The sequence below is a fragment of the Capnocytophaga gingivalis genome (genome assembly GCF_002302415.1).
Lineage (GTDB): Bacteria > Bacteroidota > Bacteroidia > Flavobacteriales > Flavobacteriaceae > Capnocytophaga > Capnocytophaga gingivalis.
In genome coordinates, this window is record NZ_CP022386.1 from 1,854,957 (window position 1) to 1,877,339 (window position 22,383).

At 41.6% G+C, this 22,383-nt stretch carries 26 protein-coding genes; 10 read left to right on the forward strand and 16 right to left on the reverse strand.

The features are described 5' to 3' along the window. Positions 1 to 50 precede the first annotated feature (50 nt). From CGC50_RS08795 to CGC50_RS08830, 9 genes are all read left to right on the forward strand, one after another. Positions 51 to 449, forward strand: a complete 399-nt coding sequence (locus CGC50_RS08795) for a DUF4304 domain-containing protein (RefSeq protein ID WP_095910528.1) — start codon at positions 51 to 53, stop codon at positions 447 to 449. Positions 450 to 455: 6 nt separating this feature from the next. Next, entirely contained in the window at positions 456 to 1,847 is a 1,392-nt protein-coding gene (locus tag CGC50_RS08800; protein WP_095910529.1) for an RtcB family protein, read from the forward strand. Between the two features lie 184 nt (positions 1,848 to 2,031). Then, the gene (locus tag CGC50_RS08805) at positions 2,032 to 2,253 is read left to right on the forward strand and encodes a hypothetical protein (protein ID WP_095910530.1); all 222 of its coding nucleotides are present in this window, start codon (positions 2,032 to 2,034) and stop codon (positions 2,251 to 2,253) included. A 118-nt stretch (positions 2,254 to 2,371) separates the two neighbouring features. Beyond that, complete coding sequence (locus tag CGC50_RS08810) at positions 2,372 to 3,424, forward strand: ankyrin repeat domain-containing protein (RefSeq protein WP_095910531.1); 1,053 nt, start codon at positions 2,372 to 2,374, stop codon at positions 3,422 to 3,424. 341 nt (positions 3,425 to 3,765) lie between these two features. Further along, positions 3,766 to 4,245 (forward strand): hypothetical protein, encoded by a 480-nt coding sequence (locus tag CGC50_RS08815; protein ID WP_157909445.1) that lies wholly within the window; start codon positions 3,766 to 3,768, stop codon positions 4,243 to 4,245. Between the two features lie 88 nt (positions 4,246 to 4,333). Next, entirely contained in the window at positions 4,334 to 4,669 is a 336-nt protein-coding gene (locus CGC50_RS08820) for a hypothetical protein (protein WP_232781083.1), read from the forward strand. Positions 4,670 to 4,695: 26 nt separating this feature from the next. After that, positions 4,696 to 5,400: a DUF4272 domain-containing protein gene (locus CGC50_RS08825; protein ID WP_095910534.1), complete on the forward strand. Its 705-nt coding sequence runs from the start codon at positions 4,696 to 4,698 to the stop codon at positions 5,398 to 5,400. Between the two features lie 53 nt (positions 5,401 to 5,453). Beyond that, positions 5,454 to 5,630 (forward strand): hypothetical protein, encoded by a 177-nt coding sequence (locus tag CGC50_RS13685; RefSeq protein ID WP_232781084.1) that lies wholly within the window; start codon positions 5,454 to 5,456, stop codon positions 5,628 to 5,630. 58 nt (positions 5,631 to 5,688) lie between these two features. Next, positions 5,689 to 6,372, forward strand: a complete 684-nt coding sequence (locus CGC50_RS08830; protein ID WP_095910535.1) for a hypothetical protein — start codon at positions 5,689 to 5,691, stop codon at positions 6,370 to 6,372. A 36-nt stretch (positions 6,373 to 6,408) separates the two neighbouring features. Here the strand turns inward: CGC50_RS08830 and CGC50_RS08835 are convergent, their stop codons facing one another. The 3 genes from CGC50_RS08835 to panC all read right to left on the reverse strand — a co-directional run bounded on the left by CGC50_RS08835 (position 6,409) and on the right by panC (position 9,429). Further along, the gene (locus tag CGC50_RS08835; protein ID WP_095910536.1) at positions 6,409 to 7,680 is read right to left on the reverse strand and encodes a polysaccharide deacetylase family protein; all 1,272 of its coding nucleotides are present in this window, start codon (positions 7,678 to 7,680) and stop codon (positions 6,409 to 6,411) included. Positions 7,681 to 7,786: 106 nt separating this feature from the next. After that, positions 7,787 to 8,581 carry a TrmH family RNA methyltransferase gene (locus tag CGC50_RS08840; RefSeq protein WP_095910537.1) on the reverse strand — a complete coding sequence of 265 codons (795 nt, stop codon included), beginning with the start codon at positions 8,579 to 8,581 and terminating at the stop codon, positions 7,787 to 7,789. Between the two features lie 2 nt (positions 8,582 to 8,583). Beyond that, entirely contained in the window at positions 8,584 to 9,429 is an 846-nt protein-coding gene (gene panC, locus CGC50_RS08845) for a pantoate--beta-alanine ligase (protein WP_095910538.1), read from the reverse strand. Between the two features lie 103 nt (positions 9,430 to 9,532). Between panC and CGC50_RS08850 the strand changes: the two genes are divergently transcribed. Then, positions 9,533 to 10,339: a glycogen/starch synthase gene (locus CGC50_RS08850; protein WP_095910539.1), complete on the forward strand. Its 807-nt coding sequence runs from the start codon at positions 9,533 to 9,535 to the stop codon at positions 10,337 to 10,339. Between the two features lie 20 nt (positions 10,340 to 10,359). On the opposite strand, the gene sppA is transcribed toward CGC50_RS08850, so the two are convergent. From sppA to CGC50_RS08920, 13 genes are all read right to left on the reverse strand, one after another. Beyond that, positions 10,360 to 12,150: a signal peptide peptidase SppA gene (sppA, locus tag CGC50_RS08855; RefSeq protein WP_095910540.1), complete on the reverse strand. Its 1,791-nt coding sequence runs from the start codon at positions 12,148 to 12,150 to the stop codon at positions 10,360 to 10,362. A gap of 20 nt (positions 12,151 to 12,170) precedes the next feature. Then, a complete protein-coding gene (locus CGC50_RS08860) occupies positions 12,171 to 13,496 on the reverse strand; it encodes an anaerobic C4-dicarboxylate transporter family protein (RefSeq protein WP_095910541.1) in 1,326 nt (441 codons plus the stop codon). Positions 13,497 to 13,808: 312 nt separating this feature from the next. Then, the gene (locus CGC50_RS08865; RefSeq protein ID WP_095910542.1) at positions 13,809 to 14,375 is read right to left on the reverse strand and encodes a hypothetical protein; all 567 of its coding nucleotides are present in this window, start codon (positions 14,373 to 14,375) and stop codon (positions 13,809 to 13,811) included. 6 nt (positions 14,376 to 14,381) lie between these two features. Next, a complete protein-coding gene (locus tag CGC50_RS08870) occupies positions 14,382 to 15,341 on the reverse strand; it encodes a hypothetical protein (RefSeq protein ID WP_095910543.1) in 960 nt (319 codons plus the stop codon). A 10-nt stretch (positions 15,342 to 15,351) separates the two neighbouring features. Then, entirely contained in the window at positions 15,352 to 15,819 is a 468-nt protein-coding gene (locus CGC50_RS08875) for an immunity protein (RefSeq protein WP_095911330.1), read from the reverse strand. Positions 15,820 to 15,986: 167 nt separating this feature from the next. Then, the gene (locus CGC50_RS08880) at positions 15,987 to 16,460 is read right to left on the reverse strand and encodes an immunity protein (RefSeq protein ID WP_232781085.1); all 474 of its coding nucleotides are present in this window, start codon (positions 16,458 to 16,460) and stop codon (positions 15,987 to 15,989) included. 2 nt (positions 16,461 to 16,462) lie between these two features. Beyond that, positions 16,463 to 16,864: a DUF4279 domain-containing protein gene (locus CGC50_RS08885; protein WP_095911332.1), complete on the reverse strand. Its 402-nt coding sequence runs from the start codon at positions 16,862 to 16,864 to the stop codon at positions 16,463 to 16,465. A gap of 17 nt (positions 16,865 to 16,881) precedes the next feature. Then, the gene (locus CGC50_RS08890) at positions 16,882 to 17,787 is read right to left on the reverse strand and encodes a hypothetical protein (RefSeq protein WP_095910544.1); all 906 of its coding nucleotides are present in this window, start codon (positions 17,785 to 17,787) and stop codon (positions 16,882 to 16,884) included. Between the two features lie 210 nt (positions 17,788 to 17,997). Continuing rightward, positions 17,998 to 18,198: a hypothetical protein gene (locus CGC50_RS08900; protein ID WP_095910546.1), complete on the reverse strand. Its 201-nt coding sequence runs from the start codon at positions 18,196 to 18,198 to the stop codon at positions 17,998 to 18,000. A 13-nt stretch (positions 18,199 to 18,211) separates the two neighbouring features. Next, positions 18,212 to 18,748 carry a methylated-DNA--[protein]-cysteine S-methyltransferase gene (locus CGC50_RS08905; protein ID WP_095910547.1) on the reverse strand — a complete coding sequence of 179 codons (537 nt, stop codon included), beginning with the start codon at positions 18,746 to 18,748 and terminating at the stop codon, positions 18,212 to 18,214. A 17-nt stretch (positions 18,749 to 18,765) separates the two neighbouring features. After that, on the reverse strand, positions 18,766 to 20,115 hold the full coding sequence (locus CGC50_RS08910) for an SMI1/KNR4 family protein (protein WP_095910548.1): 1,350 nt from the start codon (positions 20,113 to 20,115) through the stop codon (positions 18,766 to 18,768). A 37-nt stretch (positions 20,116 to 20,152) separates the two neighbouring features. After that, complete coding sequence (locus CGC50_RS08915; RefSeq protein WP_095910549.1) at positions 20,153 to 20,770, reverse strand: hypothetical protein; 618 nt, start codon at positions 20,768 to 20,770, stop codon at positions 20,153 to 20,155. Between the two features lie 114 nt (positions 20,771 to 20,884). Continuing rightward, positions 20,885 to 22,042, reverse strand: coding sequence for a 5-(carboxyamino)imidazole ribonucleotide synthase (locus CGC50_RS08920; protein WP_095910550.1), 1,158 nt, complete (start codon positions 22,040 to 22,042; stop codon positions 20,885 to 20,887). Positions 22,043 to 22,383: the final 341 nt, after the last annotated feature.

The window sequence follows — 22,383 nt, forward strand, 5'->3', positions numbered from 1 at the left end:
CTAATTAAGAATGCAAAGATAAATAAAATAGTAGAAAATAAAAATTATTTATGAAAGAAAAAACAGCTACACAAATTGAGTTCGATGAGATGGTAAAAGAACTCTATCAAATACTAAAACCCTTAGGATTTAAGAAAAAAGCACTACATTTTTACCGAGTAGTGGAACAAAGCCTACAAATGATTTCTATTCAAAAAGGCGCTTATGGCAGTGCTGATGAAATCTATTTCACGGCAAATATCAAAAAAGCCCCTTATAAGGAGCCTATCTCTTTCTATCCTGATGATAATACCCAGCGTATAGGTGATATCAAAGGCAATGGCGATATTTGGTATGAGTTTTCTGGTTCTATCGTCGATATTTTTAAACGAAAACAAAAGTTTAAAGAGAATAGAGAAGTCTTTTTGAATGATATGCAGCAAATCGTGCTTCCTTATCTATCTAATTAGCAAATTATGGCAAATTTAAAACTCAAAGGGAAAGATCTACTGAAGTTAGGCTTCCCGAATAATCAATCTATCAATGTAGCGTTGGAAGTGATGAAGCGCAATTACGCTACTAAGAATACCGCTTATGTAAAGTCGGTACTCGAAGATATTTTAAAAAATCCTTCGCAGTACGAAGGGCACCTTACTTTTGGTCAGATAGCCGAAGCGCTGCTTTCATCTACTAAAACCGAAAAACGACAGCTCAACGCTACACGTGCCCCTTATCATATCTTTGGCGATGACATCACCGAAGAGGCTAAAACGCAACTCTACACCGCGCTAAAACTCCCTATTTCGGTAGGTGGCGCCCTAATGCCGGATGCCCATAGCGGCTATGGATTACCCATAGGTGGCGTACTGGCGGTGGAGAATGCGGTCATTCCTTATGGCGTAGGCTTGGACATCGGTTGCCGTATGTGCCTCAGTATCTTGGATATCCCTGTATCTTACCTCTCGGGGGCACGTGATAAGTACGAGAAAGCCCTTGTGGAACATACGAAGTTCGGTATGTACGAAATCCACAAATCACACGTAGACCACGAGATTTTCGAGCGTGATACTTTTTCGCTGATTCCTATCCTCAAGCGATTGAAAGATAAAGCAATCAAGCAGATGGGTACTTCGGGCAGTGGCAATCACTTTGTGGAATTTGGCGAGGTAGAACTCTTGGCAGACGACCCACAAATAGGCTTACCCAAAGGAAAATATCTCGGTATACTTTCTCACAGTGGGTCGCGTGGTTTTGGTGCTGAAATTGCTCAGTATTATGTGCGTGTAGCAGCCGAACAGTGTCCGCTCCCGAAGGAAGCCCAACAGTTTGCGTGGCTTGACCTCTCGACCCACTTAGGGTTAGAGTATTGGACGGCTATGAACCTCGCAGGTGATTACGCATCTGCCTGTCATGAGGATATTCACCGCCGACTTATTCGCGCCGTGGGCGGCCGCCTGAGAGCACGCATAGAGAACCACCACAATTTTGCGTGGAAAGAAATTCACGATGGCAAGGAGGTGATCGTACACCGCAAAGGAGCGACTCCAGCAGGGGAGGGGGTACTGGGTATTATCCCTGCCTCAATGACCGATGCGGGCTACATAGTGCGGGGCAAAGGCAATGCCGAGAGTTTCGATTCAGCTTCACATGGGGCAGGACGCGCTTTCTCGCGCAATGAAAGCAAGAATCGCTTTACCAATTCCGATATCAAAAAAGCCCTCAAAGCCAAAGATATTACCCTCATTGGAGGCAATGCCGAAGAAGCTCCTATGGCGTATAAAAACATAGAAACCGTAATGGCTTCCCAAACTGATTTGGTAGATATCATTGGTACTTTCCAGCCACGTATCGTGCGAATGGACAAGTAATCAATTTGGCAATGAGCCAATTTATCAATAAATGATACTAAAAAAGCTGCTAAGCATCGCGCTTAGCAGCTTTTTTATAAGTCATACAGCAACCTCTCACAACAAGTTTACTCATTTTCTAATTCACAAATTTGCTAATTTTCTAATCTCATATTATTTTTGTCATCAAAATATTCACTTCTGTATGAAAAAGAAACTCTCCTCCCACATAAAGGATATGCTATATGTTTTGTTGCTTCCGCTGCTTTTCATGGGTATATTGTTTAGTCGCTTTTTTGATAAGATGGACGAGAAAATACATATTCGCACTATTCTCGCATGGATATTCTCGCCCATTACAGCCCTATATATAGGGGTACGATGGGTAGTAAGAAAGATTTTTGGCAAGAGAGGTTTTTTTTATTGATAATCTGTTTATTTTTAGTAATTATTCATTTTTTGCTGACTTGCTAATTAACAAATAATCCTTATCTTTGTCCCTGCAATTATTAACCATTGACAATTAACCATTAACAATTAAGAAAGTGGCCAAGAAAAAGAAAACCCTCCCCGCCAACTTCTACGAACTGATAGAAGCCAAAGATTTAGACGCACTTAAAGCGGTGTTCAACGAATGTGAATTAAACGCTTACGACCGTCGTTCCTTTAACAAACCCGCCTTATCGTTTTACGATGTTCCCTTGGAGCTGATGGATTGGCTCATTGCACAAGGAGCAGACATTAATGTAAAAGATGAGTATGACCGTACCCCTCTACATTATCATGCTCAAGTAAATGATATAGAAAGAGTAACCCTTTTGTTAGAAAAAGGAGCTGATATTGAGGCGCAAGATAAATATAAGAATACTCCTTTACACTTTGCTGAGTATAATGCCGAAGTAGCCCAGTTATTCATTCAAAAAGGTGCTGATATAAAAGCAAAAGACAATATGGGGCATAATGTAATGGAGCGTATGCTTGCCAGATTAAGCAATGGTTATCTTGTAAAAGCTGCCAAAGCCGCTGAGGTATACCTCAAAGCAGGATTGAAGCCTAATAAATTTGCCAAAGAACAAGTTACTCGTGTAGGCGAGGATTTTGAGTTTCACCGCAACAATTTCAACCCAGAGTATTTGGAGGAAACCGATGCTGCCCTCCAAGAACTATACAAGCTCTTTGATGTGCCTCCTGTACCTCGCCGTATACAACATGATGGCAAATCGCCTATTGTACTCACTGGCGATACGTGGGAAAAACGCTATGAGCAGGCGTGGGAACTCTTGGTACCTAGCAGTGGCGGTGCCTCCACAATGCAAGGCGAGGTAGTGCGTATAGCAGGTAAAATGAATGATGAACTTCTGCGCAATGCTATGGGCAACTGGGATAGGGAATACCGTAAGATGTTGAATGCTATTAGCGGTTACCTGCAACAAGGCAACTCCCTCTCGGAGAGTGAACTTGCCGAAGTAGCCGATATTCAAAAGCATATCTTGGAAGACGACGGCACTGGCACCCAACGCCTATGCGAATTGGCGACAGCTTGGGTCGTACAGAATCCTCAGCCTATTGCTTTAGGGAAAGTAAATTATAAGTATTAAGGCAATAATAAAAGCCTCTCACAAGTATAAAAAACATTTATACAATGAGTTTTATAAGAAAGAAAGATCCTAAAAATCAATGGATTTTCGCCAAAAAACTCCTGAAAATAACACGTATAATTATAATTGTAGCGGTGATTTTCTATCTATCATATGCTTTATTACAAAAGCCTTTGTCAGTTTTTGGTGATGACTTTATAGGAGAGATAATTTAATTATCCTCTCCATTAGTCTTTTTTATATTATTGTACTTATTTGCTTATTTATGGGTACTTGATCGGCGTATCAGCTACAATCAATATACAAAGGCGGAATTGCCTTCTCTTATTAAAGTCAAAGCAGTGAATGATAGAATTATTCAGGTTTTGCTGCTTATCTTCTTCTGGACTTTTTTGGTGTGGTTGTTTTGGAGTACAATTCAATATTTTATAGGACAACAGAATGGAGGAGATAGACCTTTTATGGTATATATAGGAATAACTCTTTTAGTAGGCTTTATAGTGGCATCTGTTTATGATTTTATAACGAATTATCGGGGTACTTTCTACGCTTTAGAAATACGAAATGAATCGCTTTATATTTTTTACAAAGAAGCACTTACCGATACTATTCCCTTAAATAGTATTCATCACATTCACTTTTTTGCCAAAAAGCAAGGAAAGTCTACGAGAATACATCCTCGTATGCAGGTCTATACCTCGAAGATAGAGCGGATATTGCACATAAAACTGAGTATTGACAACTACCATTTATTAAAAACTTTTTTCTATCGCAAGCAGATAAAAGTAATAGATGAATATAGTTCTAGATCTAAAAAATAGAAGTATAAAGCTTTTTTATGGGAGCATATATGACAATTGCCTAAAAATGTTTATTGCTTTGTAGATGAAAACAATTTTCAGGAATAAAATGAAAAGGACTCCTTATGACGAACTTTGTGTGCTTATTATTTTAAGTATGCTCAAAAAAGAGGGGAAAATAGTATCCTCTTATTATTTTCATCATCTTTTTACAACGTTATTAGGAATTATTAATGAAGTAGTCCCTCTAATAGAGATAATGACCAAAGAAGACTTAATAACTCATCAAGGGCGATATGACACTTCTGGTTTATATAAAGATCTACAAATCACAGATAAAGGGTTGTTGTATTTGAAGGAGAATATAAGTAAAGTAGTTATTAGTCAAGAGGAGTTTCACCCTATACATATTGAAAGGATTAGAAAAATATTAGAGCTTTCATAATAAAGTATTTATAAAAATGATATTCTATGAATAAATATATTACTGCGCAAGAGCGCAAAAACAGAAGTATTACGATACTTGTCTCGCAAGGGGTACCTTATATAGAACATTTGCCTTTGCGTTATGAAACAGAGGAAGTAACCCCTCGTGATAAAAAGGAAGTCATTGAGCGAGTGGCCTGTTCTTTTAGTTCTATAATGTGCGCCTTATCCATCACTAAGAACAAGTATACGGAAGAGGATAGAGTGTATATGACGCAAGATTTTCTTTCAGCTAAATACCATGCCCTTGAGTTGCTAACCCCTATGGAACAACAAGTGATTGCAGGTACTATAAGTGAGGCAGGAGCTATAAATGCCGTTTGGAAATATGAGGCTGTATGGGCTTTGCTGTGGGCTTTGGGTATCGTAGAGGAACTATCATTACCTAGTGAGATTTGTGATTGCGACTTGGTAATGGGTACTATGAGGCGTTTTAAAGGGCTCGATGATTTTATGGCAAACACTACCTTGCGCCCCTTAGAAGAAATATTACAAGCCTTAGACTTGCACTATCGGTACCATTGGGCTGCGGTGAATGCTCGTGTCAATGGCTCCGACCCAGCAGGGATAGATGAAGAGGTAGTAATGGAACGCCGTGCTGGCTTGGAATGGCTGTGCTGTAAAGGTCAGGAGAATGACAATCTTAGCGATACCTATAACGCTTGGGATTACCCTGAACTAGATACTTAAAATCAATAATTACTTCTTTAATGGCGACAAAATACATCAAACTTTTTTTGAGATTGGCAGTAAGTACCGCTATGCTTTCAGCAGTAGCCGATCGTTTTGGCTTGGCAATGTTCACCTCTATGGGACTAAAAGCTACCTTAGACTTTTCGGTATGGAATGCTGTTGGAGCCTGTTTTGCTATCAGTTGTTTGAAAGAAAAACACTGGGAGATAGACAACGTTATAGAGTAAGTAATACGAGGGAATTTCTTGTAGTTTCTGTCTATTAGCCCATACATAGATTTACAAAATGAAAATCATCTCTAAATTCAAAGATTACTACGACTATAAAGTCGCTGAGTACGGCATAGACGAAAACCTCGTCTATGACCGCCGCTTGCCTACGGGGGTAGGTATTGGCAGTCCGCAAAGGAGCTGGATTATCTTGGAGAATGCTGCAGATGATGAGGCTTTGCACTCGGCACTCTATGTGGGCAATACCCTTGTGCACCTCTTTGCCACACGCTCCAAAATATACACTCATTGGGATTTTGAAGACCCCGATGATTGGCATTACAATCTATTTGATTTGTGGTATGGCAACCGCTATGCACTGATGAATGATGGGAAAGAGATAAGGATAACCTCCTACTTATCGGCTACTTGTGATACCCTGCTTGAACAGATGGAAGCCCCGCGCGAGCAGAATATCTTTCAGCTGGAAGACCAACCGCCATGGCTGGTGTTGAAAAGTCCGTTGTTGCTCATTTACAACAAAGACCACAGAGGTAATAATAGGGCTACGCACTATGTGAATTTGCAGGAACTCGGTATCTATATTGATCCCGATTTTGTATGGCAACACATCGTGCAGTACCTTTCCGACCTCAAAACCCAAGCCGAGCAATCGCCCGAACTACCCAATGAGCTAAAAATAGACAGCAAAGGTTTTGACAAAAAACGCTCTTTCCGCCCTAAGATGAAGGGGCAGTGAGCAGGGGCGTGAGTTCTTGCTGACTTTACTCATTACCTAATTAACTACTTTCTTATACAAAGAGAAGCGGTTAGGGGCTTTGCTGAGGTATTCTGGGGAAAAAATGGAGATAAAATCCCCCTTGAGGTCAGCTACTTGTTGCTTTATCGTTTCTATCAAGTAGAGGGTCTCTTTAGTGCATTGTTTGTCAATATGTTGCCAATGCAGTGCGAAGGAATGTACCACAATAGGAATCTGTACTTCCAGGCGGATATCGTAGAAGATATAGGGCGTACAAGTCCCTGCTCGAAAGCCTATATGAGAGAGGTACCCCATGGTATAATCCTCCTTGAACTCTGTAGCGGCCAAGTGTTGGTAGAGCTCTGGCAGGGGCAATAGGTTGTTATTGGCACGAAAGCGCCTTACAGGGCGGTTGATGATATTGCTCATACGTTCACGCTCTTTAAGCAATATCTCCTCCCGAGAAGTGGCATCATAGGATCCTAAGACGGAAACAATGGCATAATCAGCAATATGTTTTATTAAGTACTTGTATCTCAAATTGTTATACGAAATTCCCTGATCGTAATAATTATAATCTCCTAATAGAAAAAAGAAAGTCGGGTGTAGTTTTCTCTCTTGAAAGAAGTCAATCAGTGCTTCATAGAAATCAAAGGGATCTTTACTCCTGCCCATCACCACGCGAAGGAGTTCTCCCAGTTGTGTCCATTGTAGGGTGAAAAAGTAAGTCAGCCCCCTCAATAGCGTGCGTAGGATACCCTTGTGTTTGTATTTGAAAGCCTTAGCCACTTCGATAACGGAAACTGTCGAGGCCTCACGGGGAGCAAAGGTTAGGTTAGGGTACTTCTCCACCAAGGCATTGCGGAACTTCTCGACCCATATATCCACGATAGGAAGCTCTAAGAAATGATACTCATATCCTACACTATCTGTGGCAGCAAAAGGAGTGGACGGATGTGCTTCATGGTGTAGGTATTCCTCATATCGAGTCAGTAGAAAAAAAGCCGCAGAGAGGATGTCAAAAGGAAGATTTCCTTTTTTAGTAGCAAAAAAATAGGGAATGCCCTCCCAGTGATCCACCAAGAGTTCTATAGGCTGCACTCCCTTTTGGAAAAGGAGCCCAAAGTTTTTGATAAAGAACTCATTCCCAATAGGTGATTTGGCATAAGAGAGCTTACTTTCGTCAGATTTGACAAAAGTCTCTAGATCGGTAGTGATCTCTATGGAGAGTCCCAGCATATTGACAAAGATATGTTCGCAGATATACATCAGGCGAGGACTCTTTTTTTCTGTATAAATCAGTAACATAGTTATACCTTTGGGCAAAGGTACGCAAAAAAATGTATAATGGTTTCTTTTAGGAGTGATAAAGTTTTGGTAAAATTAGGTGGAGTTCTCTGCTCAGAGAGCAACTTCATTCTTCACTATGTCTCTGCCGTACAGCCTCGAAGATCAGTACAGCGGCGCTTACCGATACATTCATGGAATCTATTTTGCCTCGCATAGGAATAATGATATTTTGAGAAGAAGCCTCAAGCCACTGGGGAGAGAGACCTACATCCTCAGTACCTACTGCGATAGCAGTGCGTCCTTTGTAGGAAACACTGTCATAAGGGACAGAGGCTGAGAGGGCAGCACAATAGAGGGTAAAATGCTCTTGTGCTAAAAAATGTAGCAACTCTTCGGTACTTGCTGTAGCTATAGGGACTGTAAAGAGGGTGCCTACACTGGAGCGAATCACATTGGGGTTGTACATATCTGTCTTGGGATTGGCGATACATACCGCATCGACCCCAGCGGCATCCGCGGTGCGAAGTAGCGCCCCTATATTGCCGGGTTTTTCAGGCGCCTCAGCGATGAGTAAGAGTGGATTTTCTTTGTTAAAAGACAGAGCTGAGAGGGAAAGATCTTTCCCCTGGGCAAGCGCCAAAATTCCCTCGGTAGAAGAGCGATAGGAGAGCTTTTGATAGACAGGGAGTGATATCTCAGTCAGGGGATAGCCTGCAAAGGAGCGTTCTACCTCCTCTGCCGGAAGGATAGCAGGGCAAAAGAATAATTGCTTGATATGGTAACCGGCAGCGATGGCCAAGGAGAGCTCTCGCTTTCCCTCAAAGAGAAACTCCTGATGCTCCCTTCTGAGCTTGGATTTCTCAGAGAGGGAGTATAGGTATTTGATCAGGGAGTTTTGAGTACTGGTAATCTGTTGCATAGTTAGAAGGCTAAGTTGTCAATCAGGCGTACGCCCTCGATATAGGCGACGATAAAGGCACGATAAGCTACACCAGCTTCCTTCTCAGTGGCGGGCTGTAGGGTACGCTCATCAGCAATGATAAAATACTCCAGTTCGAACTCCGCTTTCTCAGCGAACTGTTCTTTGACAAAAGCCGTAACCTCCTCCACGGAGTGGGAAGCAAAGCGCTCCTTAGCCTCAGTAAGTACTTGGTAGATAAAAGCCGCCTGTGCCTTTCCCTGAGGGGAGAGGCGCTCATTGCGAGAGCTCATCGCCAACCCAGAGGTCTCACGTACGATAGGGCAGGGGACAAGGGTGAGATTAAGCTTGCGCTGGGCGACCATACTTCTGATGATCAGAATCTGTTGATAGTCCTTTTCGCCAAAATAAGCGCGGGTAGGGCGCACCAAGCGGAAGAGTTTTTCTACGATGGTAGCCACCCCATCGAAGTGACCTGGGCGGGAGCTTCCTTCCATGACCTTGTCCAATCCATGAAAGTCATAGCTCTCTGAAGTAGGAGTGCCTTCATACATCTGAGAGACCTCAGGGGCAAAAAGAATGATCTTATCGGATAGGGTTGCTATAGTGGCAGCATCTCGCTCCAGATTGCGTGGATACTTCTCTAAGTCCTCTGCATTGTTGAACTGGGTAGGGTTTACAAAGACACTCACTACTACTACCTCATTCTCTTCTAAAGCTTTCTTCATCAGGGAGAGATGCCCTTGGTGCAGAGCCCCCATGGTAGGAACTAAGCCTATGGTCTTTTTTTCTTGGTGAAAAGGAGCTAAAAAGCGCTCTAATTCTAATGTTTTGTTAAAAATTTCCATTTATTTAATAATTATAGATATAAAAACAACAAAATAAAAAATAATTCAACTTTTTTTTGTAACTTTGCCCTTGAATAGTTTTATTATCTAAAATAAGAATACTATGAAAAGTAAAAAGATACTTTATGTCTCCTCCGAGGTACTGCCCTATCAGGCAGAAACGGAAGTATCCAAACTTGCTTTTGATTTGGCAAGAGCTCTCAATACTACAGGAGGGCAATTGCGTATATTCACACCCCGCTATGGGGATATCAATGAGAGAAGACATCAACTACATGAGGTGATTCGTCTCTCAGGGATGAACTTGGTTATCAATGATATAGATATGCCCTTGATTGTCAAGGTTGCTTCTATTCAGAAAGAGCGCATGCAGGTGTATTTCATAGATAACGATGAGTACTTCAAGCTCGAAGAGTCCTTCGATAAGGATGGTGAGTTATACGCGGACAACGATGAGCGCTGTATCTTTTTTGCCAAGGGCATAGTAGAGACGGTCAAGAAGCTCAACTGGTCGCCTGATCTGATCCATATACAGGGTTGGCTTGGGGCACTACTGCCACTATACTTACAGACCTACTGTAAGGAAGAACCCATCTTCCAACATACCAAAGTTATCACTTGCTTTTTGCGTGAACCTTTTATAGGCTCTCTCGATGAAGGAATTCTTGAAAAAATTGCCTTTGACGAGATTACTCCCGATCAAGCGCCAGAGCTCAAAGAACCCAATAGTATGAATCTTATCAAGCTGGCCAGTCGCTATTCCGATGGGGTTACTACCCTCAGAGGGACTTTGCCTGAGGAGGCTATCTCCTATATTACTTCCCTTGGAAAACCCTTCCTCTGTGAGGAAAATATAGAGACCACTTGCAAGAGTTATCCTCAGTTCTATAAGGAAGTCATGGGCAAGTAGTCTCTATACTTCATAACTTTTTATCGGATTCTTACCTGATAGGGCATCTTGGCTTGCAGGAATGCTCCTGAGGTAGGAAGTGCTTGCTTGGTGTCTTGGAGCTGTTCGTATAGCTCTTTTCCTATTTCTTCCTGTAGTAGCATTTTAAGCTCTGCTTGCGAAGAGGCACGGAATCTCTGTTTCATATAATCCATAAAATTCACTTCTATAATAGGGTAAGCCACAGGTAGGTACTTTCCTTCACTGAGTTTCTGCTCCTTAGCAGCGTAAGCGATGGTCTCTCTTAGCGAACCTATCTCATCTACTAAGCCTTTTTCTAAGGCTTCTTGTCCTGTCCATACACGTCCTTGAGCAAGAGCATCTACCTCTTCCCACGACATATGACGACCATCCGCCACACGTTGGACGAATTTTTTATAGAAAGCCTCAATTCCTTCAGTGATTACTTGGCGTGTTTTTTCTGGAGTTTTCTCAAAAAGGCTATAGGAAAGTGCATAAGGGTGGGTGCTTACCTGCTGGCTGTGTATTCCCCAACGCTGGCTGAGTTCGCTCAAGTTCGGCACCACTCCAAAGACTCCTATGGATCCGGTGAGTGTCTGCCGATCAGCAAAGATACGTGTAGCATTGCAGCTAATATAGTACCCTCCAGAAGCGGCTACATTGCCCATAGAGGCGTATACAGGTTTTTTCTTTTGGGTAAGAGCTATTTCCCTGTGGATGAGTTCGGATGCCAAACCACTTCCACCAGGGGAGTTTACTCTTAGGACAATAGCCTTGACCCGCTTGTCCTCGCGTGCATCACGCAGGGCTTTGATAATGGTCTCGTGCCCTACCTTTCCAGCAGTAGACTGCCCATCAATGATCTCTCCATCACAGAAGATCACGGCGATTTTGTCGTTCTTGATCTCCTTGTATAAATTTTTCTTGCGGTCAAGGGTTACCTTTTCTGTATATTTCTCAATAGGCACCCATTGTAAGTCATTGACTTCTTTGCATTTGGATGCTTTTCGAACACTCTCTTCGAATTGGTCACGGAAGGCAATTCTGTCCACTAAGTGGTGCTGGAGCGCCAGTTCAGGAGTGCGCCCCCACAGACTATCGGCCACTTGATCAAGTTCGCTCAGGGAAAGACCACGACTGGAGCTAACTGCCTCGGCATAGCTATTCCAGAGCGAACGGAGATAGCTGGTGATCTGCTCTCTATTGGCATCACTCATGGTATTCTCCAAGAAGGGTTCTACAGCACTCTTGTACTTGCCATGACGGAAGACCTCCATGTGTACTCCTGATTTTTCTTGTAAATCCTTGTAATAGAGTACTTCAGCACTGAGCCCTTGTACCTCTACACTGCCTAAGGTACCCACAAAAACTGAGTCGGCAACACTTTGCAAATAGTAGTCATACTGGGATGCTCCTTCGCTGAAGGCATATACGAATTTTCCAGATTTTTTGAAATCCTCCACCGCATGGCGAATATCTGCTAAGTGTGTTTTCCCTTCCACCCCTTCAGTGGATCCCAATACAATTCCTTTGATATGGGGATCTTCCTGAGCATGCTTGATAGCTCTGAGTATTGCCTGTAGGGTATTCTCCTGAGCGATCTCATAGTCGAAGTCCTTCACTCGCATAGGTGCACCATACTCATATACAGGCTCGGTGAAGTTGAGCTCTAAAATAGCATTGTCCTCCACGACAAAAGTCTCTTCCTTGGGAGCAAAAGTGGAAGCAATTCCTATAAGTGCGAATAAGGCAATACTTAAGGTGATGAAAAAGCCCACGATGACTGCCAAGACGGTTTTTAGAAAATTCATATTTTGTTTTTGTTAGTAAATTACATAAAAGCAATAATGATATACCCCACTATGATGGCAACAATGGTAGCTACAAAGCCTGGTATCTGAAAAGAGTGATTCAGTACATACTTGCCAATGCGGGTGGTACCAGTACGGTCAAAATTGATTGCTGCTACCACCGTAGGATAGTTAGGGATGAAGAAGTACCCATTGACAGCAGGGAACATGGCGATAAGTGCCAAAGGAGAGATCCCTAATAACAATCCTAATGGATAGAGTGTACGTACAGTAGCCGCTTGACTAAATAGGAAAATAGACATCACAAAAAGGGCAATAGCAAAGAGGAACGGATAGGCCGTTACAATCTCGGCGATATGACTTTTGAAAAATTCCATGTTGCCATTGAAATACGTGTCTCCCATCCAAGCAATCCCAAAGATAGCAATAACCGCCTGCATACCTGCGATAAAGACCGATCCTTTGACTGCTTTGCCTATATCTGCCTTAGAGAAAATGAGCATAAGTCCAGCGGTAGACATCATCACTATCTCTATGATTTGGGTCATCTCCATTGTGACTTTTTTATGATCAATCTCAAAAACAGGACGAAGGGCATCTATGGAACCAAAAAGAACGATAGAGAGTACCCCAAGGAGGAAGATGATTACAGAGAGCTTAGCGCGTTTCTGTTGTTCAGGGGAAAGAGTTTCTTTTTCATCCTTATCAGTTTTGATAAGTCCCTCTTGTACACGGCGTAGGTATTCAGGGTCTTTCTCTAAAGGTACCCCGATGAAATTGACTGCAATAGCCCCCACAATCACCCCAATAAGAGTGGCAGGGATACACACCATAAGGATATTACCTAAGGTAATCCCTTTGCCTCCTAAGAGTTCTGCTGAGAGGAGAGCGGCGGTAGCCGCTGAGATAGGACTCGCAGTAATCGCCTGTTGGGATGCGATCACTGAGATAGAGAGCGGACGCTCAGGACGTACCTTGCTATCGGTGGCTATCTCCGAGATAATCGGAAGTAGGGAGTAAGCGATGTGCCCTGTACCAGAGAATAGGGTAAAGAAATAGCAAACCACAGGGGCAAGGAAGGTGATCATAGCAGGATTGCGGCGCAGAATCTTCTCGGCCACCTTGACCAAGTAATCCAATCCACCTGCTGCTTGTAGGGTAGCGGCAGCGGTAATCACCGCTACGATGATTAGCATCACATCGATAGGTGCCTTCCCTGGTGGCAAACCAAAACCAAAGACCAAAATTCCCAAACCGAGCATCCCGAAGATCCCCAGACCAATACCTCCGACCCTTGCACCAACGAAAATAGCCGCAAGAACAATGAGCAATTCCATGTAAATCATAGCAATTTTATTTGATTAAAAAGGTTGTTGTTTTCGAGCCACAAAGATACGAATTTAATGATTAATGAGCAATGATTAATGATTAATTTCGGTGTGAACTGTAGAAAACTTTTCAGGAAGTAAGCTTTTTTGGAGCAATGTTTTTTATAGTGTCTTAAAGTTTTACCATTACAACCATTTCCTCCTATAGCCTACAAATAGTATAAGGATCAAACATACTACAGTGTTAATCACGAAATTAACCAGTGGAGCGTGTTCTAAAAGACCTTCTCTTAACAAAGTAGCTTCGTTTTGTTCTTCAAAGATTAGAAGTTACCTAATTATTTTCCCTTCGTAATCAATGTGGTATTCCTCATAATTAAAATCTACTAAGTCAATGCCTTGTGGGGTTGTCTTAAAAGCGGGAGTACGCTCTATAGGCGACACAAAAATATCCTTGCCACTGAACTGCCAGAGGATTTCGCCCTGCTTGTTGAGGCGCGATATCTCCACCTCGCCGTGGGTAATGTAATCATCTTGATAGGCGACTATCTGAAAGCAAGTAGCCATATCCACCTGTGTATGCCAAAGGAGCTCTAATGTAGGCAAGAGAACACAAAAAACCTCATAGCCACAAGCTACAAGTAATCTATCGCCATCCAAAAGAACACCTTTCTCACTGAGTACATTATAAGTATCAGCCACAAGCAATACTTTACCCATAGGTTCTTCATTTTCATAGAGCCGAATACCTATCAATTGGTCATAGTCGCCTACTTCACGGTCGTAAGGTTGGCGCTCTTGATAACGAGTAAGGGCTTTTTGATTATCATCGAGATTAGTTTCATCTATAATCTCTATCTGATAAGAATCTTTATAAAGCCAAAGGGTGTTTTTCATAGCAAATTAGATAAAATAGTTAAGCTCTTCTCCATATTTTTCTTTGAGTAAATCAATGATTTCTTCAATAGTATAGGGATGTTTTGTTATAGCCGTTTGGTGTATTAGTTGGAATAGGACATCAGTATCAGGGTTGTACCCTGTTGGGATTACTGGAAATTGGGAGGTAGGAAGAGAAAATAATTCGTGAGTGATTTGAGGAATGTCTAGCCCTAATTTCTTTCTCACCTTGATCAAGTTTAATAACTCCATCGGAATAATTCCTTCTAACAAAAACTCTTCTTTTTCCCACTTTTCACTGCCATATAATGACAAGCCATTTAAATGATAATCACATAACTCATCCCAATAAGTATTTGGTAAAAAACTTAAGTCATTCCAATGATCAATAATCGCTTGATAAATACCATATCCACCTTTATAAGAAAACTCCTTAAATAAACGTGGCAATATTGGATTTTCTCCTAACCATTTTTCAATTAGAAAATGTAAAAAATAAGTTTTCGGATAAATCCACTGTGTTTTATATTCTTTACTTTGCGCATCCTCTTTCTTCCATTCGTTTATTAGCATATCAATTGCCAATTGTATCGTATCTTTATCTTCTACAAAAAAAGCATAATTTAAGTAATCTGTATAAGGATCAATGTATTCGGCTGGTATAGAATTCTTTTTTGCCATTAATCCCCAAAATGCTGTTCGAGAAAAATATTTTCCCGCCAATTCAGGGTTCCCCTGAAACATCAACCTCTTAGCGGCGACATGGTCTATATTGTAAAACCCTAACAGTTCAACATAAAAAAACTTAAAAGGCGTTTGATTCTTTTTGGTACCGAAATACTTAACGCGACGCAAATAATTTTGATAAAACTTCTCATTTTCTGCATAAATATCAATACTATCATCATACACATATGAATAAAGAGTTAGTGCTCTTTTGACATATTTGTTGGTATATTTTTTCATAGTACTTCTTCTAAGGTCGTATAATCGTTTCTTCTACTTTGCCTTTGATCATATTTTCAATAGCGGTATAGAGGTCGCCTCCGTAGAAATGGTAATAGATCTTTCTTGGCACCCAAGAGGTAAGGTCGAGTATGCCCCATACACTGCCTACACTATCTATACAGAGAACTTCATCGGCATTGACATCGCCAAAGGGAATAAGCTCGGTAACGCCCGCATCCGATTCATAGTATAGCATCTCTTGACGAGTGGGGAGGTTTTGTGAGTATATAAAAACCATATAGCCGTCGCGGCGCTTGATTTCCTTGTCGTCGAATAGGGTAAGGAAAGTGACGAGTTCGTGAGGCAAATCGTCATAACCTGCCTCGCGATAGCGTGCTTTGATAGTTTCCGTACGAGCACGTCGCTCTTCTTTAGAGAGGGTATTGAGTAAGGCAATACCTTGTTTTTCTAAAAGGTTTTCTAATGATTTTTTCATTAATTTCTCTATCTTTTTTACCACTCGCGGTATTCATCGGTGATATCTACATTATCGGCTAATTCTAAACCTGTTTTACAAATGAGTGTATTAAGCCACTCGCAAAGTTCTTCACACTCCATACACCCCTAACTAATTTGCTAATACAAGCTTTTTCAAAGTGTGTTTTAAGGTCGTATAATAGTTTCTTCTACTTTGCCTTTGATCATATTTTCAAGGGCGGTATAGAGGTCGCCTCCGTAGAAATGGTAATAGGTCTTTCTTGGCACCCAAGAGGAAAGGTCAAGCACACCCCATACACTACCTACACTATCGATGCAAAGGAGGATTTCATCGGCATTGATAGTGCCAAAGGGAATAAGCTCGGTAATCCCCGCATCCGATTCGTAGTATAGCATCTCTTGGCGAGTAGGGAGGTTTTGTGAGTATATAAAAGCCATATAGCCGTCGTTGCGCTTGATATCCTTGCCGTCGAATATGGTAAGGAAAGTAACGAGTTCGTGAGGCAAATCGTCATAACCTGCCTCGCGATAGCGCGCTTTGATAGTTTCGGTACGAGCGCGTCGCTCTTCTTTAGAAAGGGTATTGAGTAAGGTAATACCTTGTTTTTCTAAAAGGTTTTCTAATGATTTTTTTATCATAACTAATAAATATACTGGTCAATATCAATCGAGCCATTTAACTGGTGAAGCAAGTCAAGAGCAGAGGTATCAAAATACAAAGCAGGGACTTCTTCATTGTATATATTTACACAAAATCGGAATAGTGCAGTGAGTTGATGTGTTTTGATAAAAGCTGATAATTCTTCCAAAAACGGATGCACTTTTTGCTCAAAAACAGCCAAACAATCACTTATATACAAAGTTTCCATAGACGCAAACTTGTATTCCCAAAAAGTTTCTTCGCTAATGCGATGCTTCAAAGCATCTCCCTTATACGCCTTCTCTGTAGGAGGAAAACCTGTGATATGAGTAAGTTCTTCAAGGTCAAAATACTCGCCATAAACACAAAAAGTAAGACCAATATTAGTAAGTTCTTTTTTCATTAATTTCTCTATCTTTTTTACCACTCGCGGTATTCATCGGTGATATCTACATTATATTCTAATTCCAATCCTGTTTTGCGGATAATAATATTCATCCACTCGCAAAGTTCTTCACGCTCCATTGTTTCTATAAGTCCGTATTTGTCATTAATTTTATTGAGTTTTTTTACCAATTTGCCCATAGAGTTATAAACGGTAGTCGCATTTTTCTTTTGCACCGCTTCACAAAGTGTTTGCACATATTCCGTAAGGGCTGTTTCTACAGCGGTAATGCTTTCTTCTGAAAACATATCATCACCCTGAGCCATACGCTTGCGCCACTGAGTGATAGGTGTTTCGGAAAGGAAGGCTTGTATTTCGGGAATGCGATCGGGGTCTATATTCTTGTTTTGTGATTTGAGGAGGGCTTTTAGGCGGATGCGCTCCTTTTCATAGAGTTCTAATTTGAATAACATTAGCCTGTCCAGTTGTTCCTTAGGATTCAGAGCCACTAACAAGCTAAATTCCTCAAATAAAACATCATAAGTAGAACCATAATCACTCACTTCTTTACGCGTAAGCTTCTTGCCTATTTTCTGTTCAATGGTTGTTTTATCATCGCCAATGTTCAATCCAAAAGGCAGGTTTATATCAGAAATTTTTCCATCGGGTGCATTCTCAGAATCAATGGTGATTTGATGCAAAATAAGTTGGTCTTTTTCCTTGTTATAATTGCCAATAGGCTCTCCATAAGCGGGAGCATATCTCACATACCCAGTAAAAAGGCAGCGAATGGTCTTTTCTTCATTATTAACTGGTACCCAAAACAAGTTGCCATAAGCATCATATTCAGGATTAGGGTTTTGTGGCAAATGATATTGCGCAAAAAATTCTTTTATTTCGGGAGAATGAATAAGTCTGCCCAACAAATCTTGTAATTCCATTTTTTATTTTATCAATTTCTTAAACAAATTCACTAAGCCAAGAATAGGCAACCCTATTATTAAAAGGATTCCCACTATAAAGAAAACAAAAAGAGCGATTGTTATTAAGACCAAACCTAATAATGGGTTGTAGGCATTGGCTTTGATTAATTTATCAATAGTGATATTCAAGATCCTTGAATGTATTATTTTATTTAGGTTCATTTATCACTATTTATTTTTAAACAAATTCACTAAGCCAAGAATAGGCAATGTCACCAGCATTATAGGGAATATTAGTACATAGATAATACAGAAAAAAGTTATCATCAAGAAGCAGCCTAAGTATTCGTTATAGGCAAAGACTTTATCCAACAGCTCTATGGTCTTATTAACTATCCATAGTTTTTCTATTTTCTTTTTGAGGTTCATAAGGTTTCACTTTTCATTTTCCATTCTTCACCTCTTCCACTCCCTCCAATTCGAGCAAAAACTTCTTCCGCCACAAGCCCCCGCCATAGCCTGTGAGAGTGCCATTGGAGCCAATAACCCGATGACAAGGAATGAGGATAGAGATACGGTTCATACCATTGGCATTGGCTACGGCGCGTACACTTTGGGGTGATCCCAAGGCAATGGCTTGCTCTTTGTAACTCCACGTTTGCCCATAGGGAATGGTTCGTAAGACCTGCCAGACACGCTGTTGAAAATCTGTTCCTATAGGATGGAGAGGTATGGTAAAAGTCTGGCGAGTACCTGCAAAATATTCGCTAAGCTCTTGTTCCAAAAGGGCAAAGTGGGGACTTTCACCCTTTACAATCGTGGTTTTCTCTCGCTGGGCAATATCTTTTAGTTCGGTCTCCAATAGTTTTCTGTCTAAGAACTCCAACATACAGATCCCCTTATCGTTAGCACAGGCTACCATAGTGCCTATAGGGGTTTCTATATGCTTGAGGAGGATTGATTTGTCTCTATTTTTCATATTTCAATTTTCGTTTTTTACTTTCTTGCTTCCTCTATGGAGAGACCAAAAGAGGCTAAGCGGTATTCTAAGTTGGAAAGGATATAATCTTTTTCTTCGGGAAAACGCTTGGCTATGGCTTTGTAATAGGGTAATAAGCGTTTGTCTTCCACCCCAGAAAGGGCTTGCATAACTGTGCAAAGGACACCGGTATCGGTCTCTTGTAGTCCTTTGATGAAGGTGTCAAGGTACTGTTCTCTCTTCTTGCTTTTGCCGAGTGTATAGTAGGCAGTGCTACGTATCTGAGGATTCTCATTATCGGTAAAGGGTAGGATCACTTCCTCGAAATTGTCATCTCCTTCCGTAAGGAGGTAGGTAGCAAAATCAAGGGTTCTTTCGTCGGTAATGGTAGGCAATAGCTCTTTTACAACAGACACCCATTCGGCACAATGGTCTTTTGCATACCACCATACGAACTGAAATACCTTTTTAGGATCTTTGTTTACCAAATCTTGTAAGTAAGGTTTGGCGCGCTCATAAGAGGATTGGCTAAGAATTTCAATTAAGAAGGCTCTATCGTCGTTGTTTAAGGCGATGAGCTTTTCTATCTTGTCTAATAGTGCAGGTTCTAAAGGCGGTTTTTTATGATATACCCCCTCGAGGCAGTCGGTTTGAGTTTTGCGGTCGGTAGTGTGTTTATATTCATTGAGGAGCACCTCAGCAGCTTCGCCTCGGTGGTAGCCAAACCACGTAGGGCGGTCGTCTACAAGTTGCCCCGAAATGACCTCATCGAGGTAGCGTTCGTACCAATCCAAAAAGTTGGCTTCAAAGGCAAATTTGGGTTGCGCGAGGTCTAAATCTACATTTACTACGCGCCCAGCATATTTGCCATTAAGCACTAAAGCATGTTCATAGGTACACCCCTGACTTCCCAGAGGCAGAAGCCCTCCAAAGACTTTTGCTCGTTCGGCAAAATACTTATCATCGTCGTCTTCTTCCTCTTCCTCAGAGAACAATAGCGGATCGGAGAGCGTTTCCCATTCTTCTTGAGTCATATCAGGAGAAAGGTTGCAAGGCGCTTTGAGGTAGGTTTCTATTTTTTCGTAGAGCAACTCATCTACACAAGTACCAAAGGCATACAAACCGAAATAAGGTCCTGCTATAAAGTCTGATTTTTTAGCTTTGGCATCGCCAATAGTAAGCATAAAGGCTCGATAGCATTTGGGGAGTTGTACGCCATATTTTTGCTCAAAGGTGAGCACTTCTGCCTCGCTTACGGGCGGATTGAGGTGGTACTGATGACCATCGGCACCAAATACTTCTAAGTCTTTATCAGCTTCTTTGGCTTGGACTAATTTCTCTTGGATACGGAGGAGTTGTTCTTTCATTTGTTATAGGTGTTAGGGGGCACTCTTGATATTTCACCTATATATTCCCATACACTTCTATATAGGTGCAGGTAGAGAGCTTTTCTTCTAAATAGGAGATAACTTTCTCTATAAAAATCTTTACTTTTTCATCGTCAAAACTGTGTTGGAGCAGTTGTGCAATAATTTTTTGGCACGTGGTGGAGTCAAAGACGTTGCTGGTGGTACAATTGAAATAGTTTTCGACTTTGTCCCACTGGGGTTGGTATAGAGGAAATAGGGACTTGAAATCTTCTAAAAGATACTTATCAAAATCTTCTATTGGGATAAAGATAGAGCGCTTGGACACAACGTTCAAATTGACATCCAAAGCACTGATGAGATAGCCCATACCCCTCTCACTTTTGTCTCTTCCACCATTGACACTTATAGTCAGTGAGGTACTATATATTTGTTTTATAGCCTTTTCGACATCGTAATGGAAGCGCTCATATACACTTTCAGCTTCCCAACGCTCACACTTGGTATCTGCCATTATACTGGCTATATTTTCTTGGTGATAGAGGGCTATGGCAGCGGGGATATCACCTGCTGTTTGCTCTAAGAGGGTTTTGGCTTTCTGCAAGGGAAGAGCAAGCTCAGTTTTAAGGGTTTGTATTTCTTTTAAGTAGTTCATTCATTTGGCTATTATAAGCAATTTATATTCCTCCCACATATCCAGTTGGTTACACCGTTCACTGCTTACTGTTCACCGTTCACTGCTTACTGTTCACTGCTTACTGTTCACTGTTCACTGCTTACTGACCACCGCAATTGTTTCTTTTACTTTTTGGGCGATGGCGCGGGCGGTTTCTATGTCGGGATGGGTGATGGTGATATGCCCCATTTTTCTAAAAGGGCGCGTTTGCCGTTTTCCATAGATATGAGGGGTTACTCCTTCCAGTGCTAATACTTCTTCTATATGCTGGTAGATAACATCTCCTGCATAGCCTTCTGCTCCCACGAGGTTTACCATTACTCCGGCTACTTTGCTTTTTGGGCTACCCAAAGGCAAGTCTAAAATGGCTCTTAGGTGTTGTTCGAACTGCGAGGTGTAACTGGCCTCGATGGAGTAATGACCTGAGTTATGCGGACGTGGAGCTACTTCATTCACCCATATTTCTCCTTCTTGGGTAAGGAATAGCTCCACAGCCAAAAGACCAATGCTGCCAAAGGCTTCTGCCACTTGTAGGGCTATCTGTTGTGCTTTCTCGCTGACAGACAAGGGAATACGAGCGGGGCAAAGTACATATTCTACTTGGTTGGCTTCGGGATGGAATTCCATCTCTACCACTGGATACAAGGCTACTTCTCCACTGGGGCGACGCGCAACGATCACAGCCAATTCTTTCTCGATAGGTGCACAAACTTCTGCCAAGCAAGGGGTGTCGAGGAGTGTGTCAAGGTCTTGCTTTTGGCGGACGATTTTTACTCCATTGCCATCATATCCAAAGCGGGTGCTCTTCCAGACGAAAGGAAAAGACCAGCGCCCCTCCTTGACCGCTTCTTGCAGTAGGGCAACAGAGGAGAAAAGTTCAAAAGGAGCCGTGGGAATCCGATGTTCTCTATAGAAAACCTTTTGTAAGCCTTTGTCTTGAATAATGCGCAGGCTCTTTGGAGTAGGGAATACCCTGACCCCCTCACTCTCGAGGCGTTCCAAGGCATCTACATTTACATTCTCTATCTCAAAGGTAAGCAAGTCCACCTGTTTGCCAAAACGGTATACTGTATCATAATCCATCAGGTCGCCCTGAAAAAAAGCATTGCAGCCCAAGCGTGCAGGGGCTTCTGCACTTGGGTCAAGCACAAGTGTGCGGATGTCCCACTTGAGGGTCTGAGAAAGAAGCATCTTGCCCAATTGTCCTCCTCCGAGGATGCCTAAAGTAAAATCTGTTGAAAAAAAAGACACTTTGTTAATTGTTAATTATTAATTATTAATTTTCAGTTTCTAAGACTTAAAACTTAGCCTTTTGGTTGTAGGGAGTATTAAATCCTCTTTTTATATATTTTCCTGAGTTTCGAATAGGATAATTAAAAGGTAGACAGCAGTCCTTAGTAAGACCGCTCCCTGCTCCCTGTTCACTCTTCACCACATACCCAAGCTCATTCGCTTGGCTTCATTCTTCACTCTTCACTCTTCACTGCTCCCTGACCTGGCAAAGGTACAAAAATATTTTTATTTTTGGCTGAAAAAAATTGTTCAAAAATCTTTTTTTACTCTAAAAAAATCGTATTTTTGTGCCACGAAAA